Annotated in this window: 11 protein-coding genes; 2 read left to right on the plus strand and 9 right to left on the minus strand. The window is 72.6% G+C overall.

Features of this window, described 5'->3' with window-relative positions; translation table 11 throughout:
• From IEZ08_RS22405 to IEZ08_RS22415, 3 genes are all read right to left on the minus strand, one after another.
• The gene (locus IEZ08_RS22405; RefSeq protein ID WP_068921272.1) at positions 1-1,101 is read right to left on the minus strand and encodes a glycosyltransferase; all 1,101 of its coding nucleotides are present in this window, start codon (positions 1,099-1,101) and stop codon (positions 1-3) included.
• A 47-nt stretch (positions 1,102-1,148) separates the two neighbouring features.
• Positions 1,149-3,938: a bifunctional glycosyltransferase/CDP-glycerol:glycerophosphate glycerophosphotransferase gene (locus tag IEZ08_RS22410; protein WP_189242830.1), complete on the minus strand. Its 2,790-nt coding sequence runs from the start codon at positions 3,936-3,938 to the stop codon at positions 1,149-1,151.
• Positions 3,939-4,074: 136 nt separating this feature from the next.
• A complete protein-coding gene (locus IEZ08_RS22415; protein WP_068921273.1) occupies positions 4,075-4,710 on the minus strand; it encodes a TetR/AcrR family transcriptional regulator in 636 nt (211 codons plus the stop codon).
• A gap of 142 nt (positions 4,711-4,852) precedes the next feature.
• Between IEZ08_RS22415 and IEZ08_RS22420 the strand changes: the two genes are divergently transcribed.
• Positions 4,853-5,719, plus strand: a complete 867-nt coding sequence (locus IEZ08_RS22420; protein ID WP_307815456.1) for an ABC transporter ATP-binding protein — start codon at positions 4,853-4,855, stop codon at positions 5,717-5,719.
• Between the two features lie 2 nt (positions 5,720-5,721).
• Positions 5,722-7,083 (plus strand): FtsX-like permease family protein, encoded by a 1,362-nt coding sequence (locus IEZ08_RS40315; RefSeq protein WP_068921274.1) that lies wholly within the window; start codon positions 5,722-5,724, stop codon positions 7,081-7,083.
• Between the two features lie 97 nt (positions 7,084-7,180).
• Here IEZ08_RS40315 and IEZ08_RS22430 read toward each other — a convergent pair whose 3' ends face one another.
• From IEZ08_RS22430 to IEZ08_RS22455, 6 genes are all read right to left on the minus strand, one after another.
• Positions 7,181-8,002 carry an SRPBCC family protein gene (locus IEZ08_RS22430; RefSeq protein ID WP_176728384.1) on the minus strand — a complete coding sequence of 274 codons (822 nt, stop codon included), beginning with the start codon at positions 8,000-8,002 and terminating at the stop codon, positions 7,181-7,183.
• Between the two features lie 158 nt (positions 8,003-8,160).
• Positions 8,161-9,060, minus strand: coding sequence for an FAD binding domain-containing protein (locus IEZ08_RS22435; RefSeq protein ID WP_189242832.1), 900 nt, complete (start codon positions 9,058-9,060; stop codon positions 8,161-8,163).
• Positions 9,057-11,522 carry a xanthine dehydrogenase family protein molybdopterin-binding subunit gene (locus IEZ08_RS22440; RefSeq protein WP_084779558.1) on the minus strand — a complete coding sequence of 822 codons (2,466 nt, stop codon included), beginning with the start codon at positions 11,520-11,522 and terminating at the stop codon, positions 9,057-9,059. The genes IEZ08_RS22435 and IEZ08_RS22440 overlap by 4 nt, the downstream gene beginning before the upstream one ends.
• Positions 11,519-12,064, minus strand: coding sequence for a (2Fe-2S)-binding protein (locus IEZ08_RS22445; RefSeq protein ID WP_189242833.1), 546 nt, complete (start codon positions 12,062-12,064; stop codon positions 11,519-11,521). Before IEZ08_RS22445 ends, IEZ08_RS22440 begins: the two co-directional genes overlap by 4 nt.
• 157 nt (positions 12,065-12,221) lie before the next feature.
• On the minus strand, positions 12,222-13,238 hold the full coding sequence (locus tag IEZ08_RS22450; protein WP_189242834.1) for a pyridoxamine 5'-phosphate oxidase family protein: 1,017 nt from the start codon (positions 13,236-13,238) through the stop codon (positions 12,222-12,224).
• Between the two features lie 29 nt (positions 13,239-13,267).
• The gene (locus IEZ08_RS22455; protein WP_068921278.1) at positions 13,268-13,711 is read right to left on the minus strand and encodes a VOC family protein; all 444 of its coding nucleotides are present in this window, start codon (positions 13,709-13,711) and stop codon (positions 13,268-13,270) included.
• Between the last annotated feature and the right edge of the window lie 33 nt (positions 13,712-13,744).

Genomic DNA, 13,744 nt, shown 5'->3' on the forward strand with positions numbered 1-13,744 from the left:
TCAGCGCAGGACGTGGTCGAACAGCGCCTCCCAGCGGTCCAGAACCCGCTCCAGCCGGAACGCCTCGACATGGGCGCGCGCGGCGGCGCCCAGCCGCCGCCGCTCCCGTTCCGAGGACATCAGCCCGGTCAGGGCCGCCGCGAACCCGTCCACGTCGGCCGGGGGCACCAGCACCCCGGTCCTGCGGCTGAGCACCAGCGACCGCACCCCGCCCGACACGTCGAACGCCACGGACGGCACGCCGTGGGAGGCGGCCTCCCCGACCACCAGCGGCAGCCCCTCGTGCTCGCTGGACAGCCCCAGCACCGATCCGGCGAGGTACTCGCGGCCCATCTCCGCAGCGGGCACCGCCCCCCGGAACACCACCCGGTCCGCGATCCCGCACGCCAGCGCGTGCGCCCGCAGCCGCTCCCGCTCCTCGCCCTCGCCGATCAGGTGCAGTTCCCAGTCGTCGGCCACGCCGGCCGTGTCCCGGCAGGCCAGCGCGAAAGCGGAGATCAGCCGGTCGAACCGCTTGACGCCCTCCAGCCTGCCGACCCCGAGCACCCGGTGCGCCGCCAGCTCGGCCGTCCGGGCCGGCCAGGCGGGCAGCGGGTTCGGGATCGACCAGGTGTTGGGCAGCAGCGCGTTCTCGGAGAACGACCAGGCGTCGTCGTCGCTGACGAACACCGCCTTCTCCAGACCGCCGTAGTGGCCGCGGACCGAGCCGAGGTGCCAGGAGCCGCGGGCGTGCTGGTAGGAGCCGTGGTACTGGCCGATCGGGAGCAGGTGCCCCGGCAGCAGCCGTTTGAGGCGGGTCACCACACCCGGCGAGGTCAGCACCGCGAAGCCCGGTTCCAGCCGGCGGCACAGGTCCGCGACCATTCGCCGCTCGCGCCGCGCGCCCAGCCGGGAGATCCTCGTCCCCATCGGCGTCCGGTGGAGCACGTGGTGGTGGTATCCCGGCCGCTCCACGTAGCGGAACGGGGTCTCGGCCCGGTGCAGTCCCAGCACGTGCACCTCGTGCCCCCGGCCGGCCAGGCCCTGCGCCACGGTGTGCGTGACCCGCTGGATGCCGCCCAGCGTGTCGGCGTCCATGCAGGCAAACAGAACTGTGCTCATATCCGCTCCCTGTCCGTCACGGGTCGCTCGGGTCGCTCACGGGCCGCTCACCACTCCTCGCTCCCTCCGCGGACGGCCGGCCGTACCGGGTGCCGGGAGACGACGGGCGGGCCGTGGCGCACCGGGAGCCGGGCCCGGCGGGGGCCGAAGAACGCGTCCACCACCCGGGCGCCGGCGTTCCCCCTCTCGTCGGCGCACCACATCTCACGGAACGCGGCGTACTTGGCGGCGAAGGACGCGGACATGTCGTCGAGGTCGAGCAAGGCGTAGATCAGCTCCTCGGTGGTGGTCAGGCACGGTCCCGGGGCGATCGAGGGCAGGTCGTGGTAGACGCCCCGCTCCACCCGGCGGTACTCGTCCCAGTCGTCGATCAGGAACAACATCGGCTTGCCGGTGACCGCGTAGTCGCACATCACCGACGAGTAGTCGGTCAGCAGCGCGTCCGAGGCCAGCATCAGGTCGTTGATCTCCGGATACGACCCGGCCGGGCGGACGAAGTGGCGCAGGTGCTCGGGGACCCGGTAGCGCTCGACCGGGTGCGGCCGCAGGATGACGACCCACTCCCCGGCGAGGGCCGCGGCCATCATCTCCAGGTCGGCCCGGATCGACTGCCCGGAGCGTTTGGCCTGGTCCCGATATGTCGGCGCGTAGAGCAGCACCTTGCGGTCCGGCGGGATCTCCAGGCGGTCGCGGACCCGCTCCACCGCGGCCGGGTCGCCGTTGACGAGCACGTCGCAGCGGGGCGAGCCGTACCGCAGCACCGGCCCGGTGTACCCGTTCGACGGTACGAAGATCCGCTCGAACTCGGCGCTCGGCGCGACCAGCGCGTCCCAGCGCGCCACCGCCGCCCGCCACTGGGCGCGCGGTCCGGCGAAGTCGGCCCGCAGGTCGGGCGCGTTGAAACCGATCGACTTGATGCCCTGGCCGTGCCAGGTCTGCAGGTAGCGCGTCCCGCGCGGCTTGGGATAGTCCAGCGGCAGGCCGTGGCTGTCCACCCAGTAGCCCGCCCTGGCCATCGTCCAGACGTACTTCCAGCTCATCCGCCGCACCAGCGGGGCGTCGGCGGGGAAGTTCCGCCGTCCCTTCGCCACCGACCAGACCATCCGCAGCGGGGTCCCGCGCCGCTTCAGCTCCTCGTAGACGTAACGCGGGTTGCCGGTGTAGCCCGCGCCGACGTCGGACTCGAACAGGGCCAGGTCCGGGCGCGGCCGTACCACCTTGATCAGGCCCTTGTAGACGCGGAGCTTCAGGTCCGGGGTGCTCAGCCGCGCGATCAGCTTCCGCCTGGCCCGCGCGAGCCGGGGCACCTGGCGCAGCAGCCCCCGCCGCCGCCAGGACACCCGCAGGAGCGCGGCCGATCCCACGGCGCCGACCGTCACCGTGTGCCCGGGAACGGACACCGCGACCGGTTCGGCGGCCGGGTCCGCCAGCACGGGGTCGCGGGTGGCCCGGCCGTCGGGGCGGACGACCTCCACGCCCAGCTCGGTACGGCCGTCGAAGCCCAGCCGCCCGGTCCCGGCCCGGGCCAGGTCCACCGTCACCTCGCTGAGGTGGCTGCCGTCGGGCTGCGGGCGGGGCGTCAGCCGTACCCGCTGGGAGCGCACTTTCAGGAACGCGGTCCAGCCGGGATGGGCGGCCAGCACCCCGAACGGGTCGTAGGTCCTGATCGTCAGGGACAGGCGGGCGCCGTCCACCGTGAAGGCGGCCTCGTGCCGGAGACGGCAGGCGGTGAACGGCAGCTCGGCCATCCGGAGCGGGGTGATGTCCATGCCCCTGGCCGGGACGGTTCCCCAGTACGTGCGTCCTGCCTCCCGTACGGCGGAGCGCGGCGGCGCCTTCGGGCCGTTGAGGGACCGGGCGGCGACGATCAGCTCGTCGATCTGGCCGGTGAGGATCAGCATGGCGCAGACCCGGGCGACCGGCTCGATCCGGTCGAACACCGCCGGGTCGATCCCCGCCAGGTACGGCCCGGCGACGGAGACGAACTCCTCGGCCCACTCCCGGTCCCGCGAGGGCAGCGCGTTGAGATAGACCCGCAGGTCCTGGCGGAGGAAGCGGTACTGGCGCTCGGGGACCAGGTGGTCGAAGCCGTGCCCGCGCAGGATCTCGTCGCTGAGCCGGGCCGCCTCGATCCGCTGCCGGGCGTTGTCCATCTCCCGGAACCTGAGCGAGATCGACAGCCGGTCCTCGGCCGTCTCACGGGACCGGTGCCAGACGTAGACGGTCCAGGGGACCACCGCGAACCTGCGGGCCAGGCAGTACAGCTCGGCGGTGAAGACGTGGTCCTCGAAGTACAGGTCCTCCCGGAACGGGACGCGCCGCAGCAGGTCGATCCGGTAGAGCTTGTTGGTGGCGAAGGAGTCGAGGAACATCCCGGGCTCCTCGGCGATCCCCTCGACGGTCCTGCGCCGGGCGAACAGCTCCGGATAGTAACGCCTGCTCTTGCGGGTCGCCTCGTAGAACCGGAGGATCTGCCCGGTGACGAAGTCGGCGCCGGTCCGCTCGATCTCCGCGATCAGGCTCTTGCAGGCGTGTTTGGCGAGCCGGTCGTCGCTGTCCAGGAACATGACGTACGGCGCGCGGGCGGCGGCCACCCCGTCGTTGCGCGGTGCCCCGCAGCCACCGCTGTTGCGCGATCTGCGGAGATAGCGGACGCGTGGGTCGGCCTGCTGGAGCCCTCGCACGACCTCCTCGGTGCCGTCGGTGCTCGCGTCGTCCACGACGATCACTTCGAGGTTCCGCAGCGACTGGTCCAGCACCGACCGCACGGCCCTGGGCAGCCGCGCGGCGTCGTTGTAGGCGATGACGATCACACTGCAATCGGGCGCATTGATCACGATCCGCACTATTCCCAGGAATAAGTGCCTATTTGTCCCCTTTATCAAGCATTGAGGTGGGATTTACGGCTTTTGTGGGAAGCCTTCGTCCTCCGCCCCCGGAGAGTCGCGACCGGACCGGGCGGCGGCTCCGGCGTCAGTCCTGCAGCCCGGCGGCCAGCGCGCGCAGGCCCGCGACGACGTCGGCCCCCGAGGGCGCGTTGTCGGGGTCGGTCAGCCACTGGACGATGAGCCCGGTGATCAGGGCCAGCTGCACCGCCCCCAGGGTGCGCGCGGTGTCGTCGGAGACGGCCTGCTCGGGCGTTCCGGTCAGCATGGCGGCCAGGCCCCGGCGGCCCTCCCGCTGACCGGCGGCGATCTGCTCGCGCAGTTCGGGCACGCGCTGGGCCTGGACGAACGCCTCGAAGCTGGCGAGCGCCATCGGCGGGTGGGCGGCGACCGAGTCGATGAGCCGGTCCCACATCGACTCGTACTCCCGGAGGGCGGAGCCGGGCTGGTCGGAGCCGGGCTGGTCGGAACCGGGTTGGTCGGAACCGGGTTGGTCGGAACCGGGCTCGCCGCCGCCGAGCGCGCGGCCGAACTCCGCGCCCCATTCCTCGATGGCCCTCATGAGGGCGATGTTGAGAAGGGCCTCGGTGGATCCGTAGTGGTAGCCCACGGCGGCCATGCTGACGCCCGCCGCTCCGGCGATGTCGCGGAGGGTGGTGCGGGCGTACCCCTTCTCGTAGAGGCAGCGGATCGCTCCGTCCAGGAGATCTTCACGGTTTCCCATGGGCTCATCGTAGCAACTGACTTAGGCGTTCGCCTAATTCAAATGAATTAGGCGAACGCCTTGCGCAAATGAACAAATCTCCGTACCGTCGATCACGTCACCCACCGAGAGGGCGGCTCATGAGAGAGCGGAGCGAATGACGATGAGGCAGACCGAAGCACTGCGCCTGGATGCGGTCAGCAGGACCTACGGCACCGGTCCGGCCGCCGTGACCGCGCTCGACGGCGTCACGCTCTCGTTGCCGGCCGGGACGTTCACCGCCGTGATGGGCCCCTCCGGCTCGGGCAAGAGCACCCTGCTGCAGTGCGCGGCCGGACTCGACCGGCCCACCGGCGGCCGTGTCACGGTCGGCGGGGTCGAGATCGACGGGCAGAGCGAGAGTGCCCGCACCGAGCTGCGCCGGGAGCGGATCGGTTTCGTCTTCCAGCAGTTCAACCTGCTGCCCACGCTGACCGTGCTGCAGAACGTCCTGCTGCCCCTCCGGCTCGCGGGCCGCAAGGCGGACCGCGCCCACGCCGTCGCCGTGCTGGAGCGGGTCGGTCTCGCCGGACGGCTGAACCACCGGCCGGCCGAGCTCTCCGGCGGCCAGCAGCAGCGGGTCGCGATCGCCCGGGCGCTCGTCGCCGGCCCCAGCGTGATCTTCGCCGACGAGCCGACCGGGGCACTGGACACCCGCAGCGCCCGCGACGTCCTGGACCTGCTGGCCGAGGCCGTCCGGCGGCACGGGCAGACGGTAGTGATGGTCACCCACGACCCGGTCGCCGCGTCCTACGCCGACGCAGTGATCTTCCTGGCCGACGGCCGGATCGCCGGGCACCTGGCCGGCCCCACCGCCGAGGCGGTGGCCGAGCGGATGACCCGGCTGGGCGATCCGGCCGAGCGGATGACCCGGCTGGGCGATCCGGCCGAGCGGATGACCCGGCCGGACGATCCGGCCGAGCGTGTCGCCCGGCCGGGCGGCCCGGCCGCGGCCATGACCGCGCAGCAGCGACTCTTCGAAGGGGTGTGACCATGTTCGTCCTGGCACTGCGGTCCTTGAGCGGCCGCGCGAGCGGGTTCCTGGCGAGTTTCCTGGCGATGTTCCTCGGCGCCGTGATCCTGATGGCCTTCGGCTCGCTGTTCGACACCGCCGGCGAGCCGGGAGTCGACCCGGCGGCGCAGGAGATGCTGACCACACTGGCGGCGGTGGTCGGCGGCTGGGGCCTGATCCTGGTGACCTTCGCCGTCACCTCCACCCTGGGCCTGTCGGTCCGTCAGCGCGCCGCCGAGATGGCGCTGCTGAGGAGCATCGGCGCCACCCCCCGCCAGATCACCCGGATGATCGTCAGTGAGGCCGCCGTCCTCGCCCTCGCCGCGGCCTTCCTGGCGATCGTCCCGGCCGGGGCCGCCGGCCGGATGCTGGTGGCCTGGCTGACCGGTTCGGGACAGATCAGCGGTGACGTGCACCACCAGTTCGGCGGCTTCGCCATCCACCTCGGGTTCGGGGTGACCATCGCCGCGGCCCTGGTCGCCGCGACCGTCGGCGCGCGCCGTACCGCCCGGATGAGCGCCGCCGCGGCGGCCCTCGACGCCGCCACCGGTGAGGGGCGGCTGAGCCGCAGGCGCATCGCCGCGGCCGGCCTGCTGCTGTTCCTCGGAACCGACCTGGCCGTCGTCACCGCCACCGTGATGCGCGGCAGGGACGACTTCGAGCCGATGGCCACCGCGGGACCCGCCTCCATCTGGTTCTCCGCCGGCCTCGCGCTGCTGGCCCCGGCGCTGCTGCGGCTGACCGCCACCCGGCTCACCGGTCCGATGGAGCGGGTCGGCGGCGTGGCCGGTCACCTCGCCGGATCGAACCTCGCCCAGCGGACCGGTCAGCTGGCCCCCGCGCTGATGCCCGTCATCCTGTTCACCGGGATCGCCACCGGCACCCTCTACATGCTGGCCACCGACGACGCGGCCGGCGCCGCCGCGGGGATCGTCAGAACCGCCGACCACCAGCACGCCCAGACCACCAACCTGGTCGTCGTCGGCATGATCCTGACGTTCGCCGCCATCATGGTGGTCAACACCATGGTCGCCACGACGGCCTGCCGTCGCCGGGAGTTCGGGCAGCAGAGGCTCGTCGGCGCCACCTCCCGGCAGGTGCTGCGCATGGTGGCGGGGGAGAGCGCCGTCCTCGCCGCCACCGGCGTGGCCTTCGGCACGGTCGCCGCGCTGGCCACCGTCATCCCGTTCAGCATCGCCAGAACGGGCTCGATCGTGCCGGGCGGCGGCCCCGTCCCCTACCTCGTGGTCGTCGTCATCGCCGCCGCCATCGCCCTGGCCGGCAGCCTCGCCGCGACCCGGCGGGCCCTGCGCGTCCCGGCGATCGAGGCCGTTGCCGCCTGATCCGGCGACGCTGCCGCCCCTGCCCCTGCCCCTGTCCCTGCCACCGCCATCACCGCCGTCAGGTCCCGGCCTGCGGCGGTGCCGGCTTTCGGAGAGCTCACCGGCGCAGGGCGCGGCGGATCAGCCAGGCGATCAGGAACAGGCCGGCCAGGGCGGCGGCGAGCGGGGCGGCGCGCTTGAGGAGGGGGACGCCCGCGACTTCGAGCAGGTCCAGGGCCTCCTCGTCGGGAGTGAGGGAGGTGCGGGCGGTCCCGGCCGGATGGGGGTCCTGGGCGAGGATCTCCTCCGGCGGAGCGGCCTGTGCCGGGGTGACCTCGCGAGGGGGCGGGACCACGGTGAGGGAGGCGGGGGAGGTGGGCTCCGGCGGGGCGGGGGACTCGTCCTGCGGGGACCGCGCCTCCGCGGGGGCGGGGGATGCCGGCTCCGCCGGGGTGAGGGGGACGACGGGGGCGTCGGTCCCGGCGGCGGGGCTCTCCGTCAGCAGGCCGGAGAGGTTCGCCGCGAACTTGTCGATCAGCTTGGCGCCGACCTCGGTCATCACACCCCGGCCGAACTGGGCGGGACGGCCGGTCACGTTGAACGACGTCTCGACGGTGACCCTGGTGTCGGCGCCCTCCGGGCGCAGGCGCGCGGTCACCGTGGCGCTGGCCGTGCCGGCTCCGCGGGCCTCCTTGCCGGACGCTTTGATGGTCAGGCTGTGCGCGTCCTTGTCCACGTCCTGGAAGACGGCCTCGCCCCGGTAGGTGACCGTGATCGGGCCGACCCTCACCTTCATCCGGCCGGTGAAGGACTCCCCGTCGACGGAGTCGAGCGCGGCTCCCGGAAGGCAGGGGGCGACCCGCTCGACGTCGAGCAGCACCGCCCACGCCTGCTCGACCGGGACCGGAACCGTGAACTCGTGCTCGAACCGCATCGCCATCGATCCGCTCCTTGTTGGTCGATCGGGCACAGCCGTTTCCGCGACACCGTGTATCTGTGACATTACGACTGTGTACGGCGGCATCACCAGAGGGTGGGAAAAGGTGGAGATTGCGCGGCGGGGCCGGGCGGCACGACCGCCCGGCCCCGCCTTCCGGCTCAGGAACCCGCCGCCCGGACCGCCCGGTAGGTCAGCACCCGGGCCAGGTGGGCGCGGTAGTCGGGCCGGGCGTGCAGATCCGACGGGGGGGAAGCGCCCTCGGCCGCCTGGCCGCAGGCGTCCCGGACCGGGTCGTGGACACGGCCGGGGATGGTGACGCCGCTGTCGCCGTGCGCGGTGCTCAACCCGCGCAGCGCCTCCTCCGCCGCCCGCGCGCGCAGGGGCGTCGAGCCCATGTTGGTCAGCCCGATCCGGGCCTCGGCGATGCTCCCGTCCTCGGTCCGCACGGCGGCCGCCACACCGACGATCGCCCAGGCCTGCGCGGTCCGGGTGAACTTCTCGTAGTGGAAGCCCCAGCCCGCGCCGAGCTTGGGCACCCGGACGCCGATCAGCACCTCGCCGGGGCGAAGCGTCGTCTCCAGGTAGTCGGCGAAGAACTCGGCCGCCGGGATCTCCCGCTCGCCCTCGGCGGACCGGGCGATGAACACGCAGTCCAGGGCCACCGCGACGGCGGGGAGGTCTCCGGCGGGGTCGGCGTGGGCCAGGGAGCCGCCGAAGGTGCCGCGGTGCCGTACCGCGGGGTCGGCGACGGTGGCGGTGGCCAGCGCGACCAGCGGGACGTGCTCGCGGACCGCCGGGGAGCGCAGCACCTCGTCGTGCGTGGTGAGCGCGCCGATGAACACGTGATCGCCCCGGTCCTCCACGCCGCGCAACCCGGGCAGCCGCCCGAGATCCACCAGCGCGGCCGGGTAGGCCAGCCGCAGGCGCAGCAGCGGCAGCAGCGACTGGCCCCCGGCGATGACCTTGACGTCGTTGCCGGAGGCGTCGGCGTCGCGCAGCACGTGGCAGGCCTCGTCCAGGGACGCGGGCCGGATGTAGTCGAACGCCGCGGGGATCATCGCAGGCCTCCTTCGGATTCGCCGGCTCCGCCCCAGCCGGCGGCGGCGGGTCTCGCCGGGGCGGCGCCGGAATCGGCCAGGATCCGCCAGACGCGCTCGGGCGTGCAGGGCATCGGGACGTCGTCGACGCCGTACGGCCGCAGCGCGTCGACGATCGCGTTCACCACGGCCGGGGTGGAGGCGATCGTCCCGGCCTCACCGACGCCCTTGACCCCGAGCGGGTTGCTGGTCGCCGGGGTCTCGGTCCGGTCGGTGATGAAGTCCGGCAGGTCGGCCGCCGACGGGATCAGGTAGTCGGCCATCGTCGTGGTGAGCAGGTTGCCGTCGGTGTCGTAGACCGCCTCCTCGAACAGCGCCTGCGCGACGCCCTGCGCGATGCCGCCGTGCACCTGGCCCTCGACGATGAGCGGGTTCACCACGGTGCCGACGTCGTCCACGGCCACGTAGGAGCGGATCCTCACCATGCCGGTCTCGGTGTCCACCTCGGCCGCGCACAGATGGGTGCCGTGCGGGAAGGAGAAGTTCTCCGGGTCGAAGGTCACATCGGCGTCCAGCCGGGGTTCGAAACCGTCCGGCAGGTCGTGCGCGGCGAAGGCGGCCAGCGCGAGCTCCTGGATGGTCTTGCCCTGGGAGGTGCCGCGCACCGTGAAGGCGCCGGAGGAGAACTCGATGTCGTCGGCGGACGCCTCCAGCATGTGCGCGGCGAGTCTCCGCGCCTTGTCCTTGACCTTCTCGCAGGCGTGCAGGACGGCGACGCCGCCCACGACCAGCGAACGTGAGCCGTAGGTGTCCATGCCCTTGGGCGCGATCGCCGTGTCGCCGTGCAGCACGGAGACGTCCTCGAACGGCACGCCCAGCGCGTCGGCCGCGATCTGGCTCCAGGCCGTCTCGTGGCCCTGGCCGTGCGGTGAGCTGCCGGTGACGACCTCCACCTTGCCGGTGGGCAGCAGGCGGACGGTGGCGTGCTCCCAGCCGCCCGCGCCGTAGCTGAGCGAGCCGAGCACACGGGACGGTGCCAGTCCGCACATCTCGGTGTAGGTGGACACGCCGATGCCGAGCTGGACCGGGTCCCCGCGGTCGCGCCGGTCGGCCTGCTCGGCGCGGAGCTTGTCATAGCCGAACAGGGCCATCGCCCGGTCGGTGGCCGCCTCGTAGTTGCCGGAGTCGTAGGTCAGCCCGGCGACGGTGGTGTAGGGGAACTCCCGGTGGGTGATCCAGTTGCGGCGCCGTACCTCCAGCGGGTCCATGCCCAGCTCGTGGGCGAGCTCGTCGACGGCGCGCTCGATGGCGAACGTGGCCTCGGGGCGGCCCGCGCCCCGGTAGGCGTCGGTCGGCATCTTGGTGGTGAAGACGCCCGTGCAGGTGAAGTCGTAGGCGTCCATCTTGTAGATGCCGTTGTACATGAACGCGCCGAGCAGCGGGATGCCGGGCGTGACCAGCATCAGGTAGGCGCCCATGTCGGCGAGCAGGTCCACCCGGACGCCCCGGATGCGCCCGTCCCGCTCGGCGGCGACGGAGATCCGCTGGATCTGGTCGCGGCCGTGGTGCACGGTCAGGTTGCCCTCGGAGCGCGACTCGGTCCACTTCACCGGCTTGCCGAGCCGCCGGGTCAGCAGCAGGCAGAGCACCTCCTCGGCGGTGACCTGGAGCTTCGACCCGAAGCCGCCGCCGACGTCGGGGGCGACCACGCGCAGCAGGTGCTCGGGGATGCCGGTGGTCAGCGCCAGCATGACGCGCAGGACGTGCGGGATCTGCGTGGCGGAGTAGATCGTGAAAGCGGCGCCGTCGGTGGTGGCCACGACCGCGCGGGGCTCCATCGCACTGGGGATGAGCCGCTGCTGGACGTAGGTGCGCTCGATCACCACGGGGGCGTCGCGGAACGCGGCGTCGACGTCACCTCCGGAGAACTTCCAGGTGAAGGCCCGGTTCCCGGCTTCGTGGACCTTCGGTGAGCCCTCGGTGAGAGCCTCGGTCATGTCGAGTACGGCCTCCAGCGGCTCGTAGTCGACCTCGATCGCCTCCAGCGCGTCGGCGGCCTTGTAGCGGTCGGTGGCGACCACGCAGGCGACGGCCTCGCCGACGTAGCGGACCTCGTCGGCCGCCATGGGCGGGTGGTCGGGGACGACGATGTCCTCGGTGACCGTCCAGGCGCACGGCAGGCTGCCCTGCTCCCCGGCGAAGTCCCGGCCGCTGAGGACGGCGACCACACCGGGCCGGCCGCGCGCCGCCGAGGTGTCCACCCGGGTGATCCGGGCATGCGCGATCGGGCTGCGCAGGAACGCCACGTACAGCATCCCGGGGAGCTGGATGTTGTCGGTCCAGGTGGTCCGGCCGGTGATCAGCCGGGCGTCCTCCTTGCGCCTGCGGGCCCGGCCGACCTCGAGGCCGTCGCCCGGGTCGCTGAGCTGGCCGCTCTCGGCGATCTTCTCACCGATCAGACCGGCGTCGAGCTGCTCCGTCATGAGGTCCGCACCTCCTCGCCGGACGCTGGGCCGGACGTTGTGGCCGACGCTGGGCCGGGCGTTGTGGCGGGTGTCTCTCCGGACATCTCCCGTGCGCCGCGCCGTACCGCCCGGACGATGTTGCTGTAGCCCGTGCACCGGCACAGGTTGCCCTCCAGCCCCTCCCTGATCGCCTCGTCGGAGGGGTCGGGGGTGTCGCGGAGCAGGTCGATCGCGGCCATGATCATGCCGGGGGTGCAGTACCCGCACTGCAGGGCGTGCTCGGAGTGGAACGCCCGCTGCATGGGATGGAGCCCGCCGTTCCGGCCGAGCCCCTCGATCGTGACGACGTCGCACTCGTCGGCCTGTACGGCGAGCACGGAGCAGCTCTTGGCGCTCCTGCCGTCGAGCATCACCGTGCAGGCGCCGCAGTTGCCGGTGTCGCAGCCGATGGGCGTCCCGGTCTTGCCGAGCCGGTCCCGCAGGAGATGGACGAGGAGGAGGCGCGGCTCCACCTCCTCCTCGTAGGTGATTCCGTCGACGGTGACGGTGATTCGGGGCATACGTCCTCCAAATGCATCCGCAGCGGGATTTGAGGAGAAGCCGGGGGTGTCCTATGGATCTTCGCCGTCCGACCGGCCGCAGTGGGCAGGAAGATCCATGGGACACCCCCAGGGGAGCCGGCTGATAAATGCGAACGTACGCCCCTGTTCACGCCGGTCAAGCCCCTGCGGTGAGAAGGCCGTCCACCCCCTCGACCGGAGGGTTGTGGCGGGAATAGTCACCGAACGTCCAGCGCAGCGGGATCGCCCCGCCGATCTGGACGACCTCGTCGACGTCGAACTCGACCAGCCGTTCCGCCCCCGGGACACCGCCCGGATCCCAGTTCACCCGTGCCCGGCCGGTCATGTGAAGCGCGTCGCCGCTCTCCCAGTCGAGGAAGAGCAGACCGCAACGTTCGTCCAGCTCCAGGTTCCCCAGCGTCATGTACATCGAGTTGCCCTGGTAGTCGGGCCAGACCAGCCGCCGTCCGCCGAGCACCCGGACGAATCCGGGGTTGCCGCCCCGGTGGGACACGTCGGCACCGAGCCCGGCGGCGCGGGTGGCCACGAAGAACGTGTCCGCGTGGGCGATCCAGGCCCGCTGCCCGGCGGTGAGGGTCGTGCCGGTGAGCGCCCCGGTGCCCCCGGTGCCTCCGGTGCCCTCCGTGCTCCCGGGGTCGGGCGCCGGGGCCGGGTCCTCGGTGATCACTCTGGTCTGGATGTACTTGGGGCAGTTGGAGTACACCTGCTCGGTGTGGATCACCAGGCGGTCCCCGTCCCGGCGCGCCCGGCCGTTGACGCGCATCCGCCGCCGGGTGCCCGGTTCGATGGCGAGGGTCCCGATGTCGTGCCCGCCCGCGCCCTCGGGTGCTCCGCCCGCACCGCCGGGTGCTCGGGCCGCGTCGGGTGCTCGGCCCGCGCCGAGCACTCCGGCCAGCGGGTCGTGCGGGCCCGGCAGCGCGCCGACCACGACGGTCCGCTCGCCGTACGGCCGGGCGAACCCGGCCGGGCCGGTCAGCGCGCTCGCCCACACCCGGCCGGAGGCGTCGGCGGCCCCGATGACGAGCATCCGCTGCGTGCCCAGGAAGTCTCCCGCCACGGCCGGGATCTCCGCCCGGGTCCGGGCCGACCCCAGCTCTCCGGCCCGCCGTACCCCGGCCCGGAGCTGGACCGCGACCTCTCCGTCGTGCCTCATGGATCCTCCCGTCCGAGATCGGTCGCGGTTTAGAAGAAGCCGCAGGTCGGAGCGCCCGGGGTGGGGACGGGAGCGGTTTCGGCGCCGGCCGGCGCGTAGATCTCCAGCCGGATGCCGTCCGGGTCCTCGAAGAACACGCCGCCGGAGGACGCTCCCTCGCCGTGCGCGACGATGCCGTCGTGGTAGAGCGGGGCCCCGAGTTCCCGGATGACGGCCTCGGCCCGCCGGACCGCCTCGATGTCCGGGACCTCGAAGGACAGGTGGTGCAGACCGGGCAGCGCGGTGGCGAAGCGGCCCTCGCTCTGCTGCCAGAGGGCCAGCACGAGGGTGCGGTCGAGGCCGAGGAGGGCGAAACGGCGGCCTTCCTTGGTCGACTCGGCGAAGACCTCGAAGCCGAAGAGCTTCCGGTAGAAGTCCCTGGAGGTGTCGAGGTCGGAGACGTTGAGGGCGACGTGGCCGGTACGGAAGGTCATCGTTTTCTCCCAATCACGCTTTCTAACGGCTAA

It is taken from the genome of Planobispora rosea (assembly GCF_014648175.1).
Taxonomy (GTDB): domain Bacteria; phylum Actinomycetota; class Actinomycetes; order Streptosporangiales; family Streptosporangiaceae; genus Planobispora; species Planobispora rosea.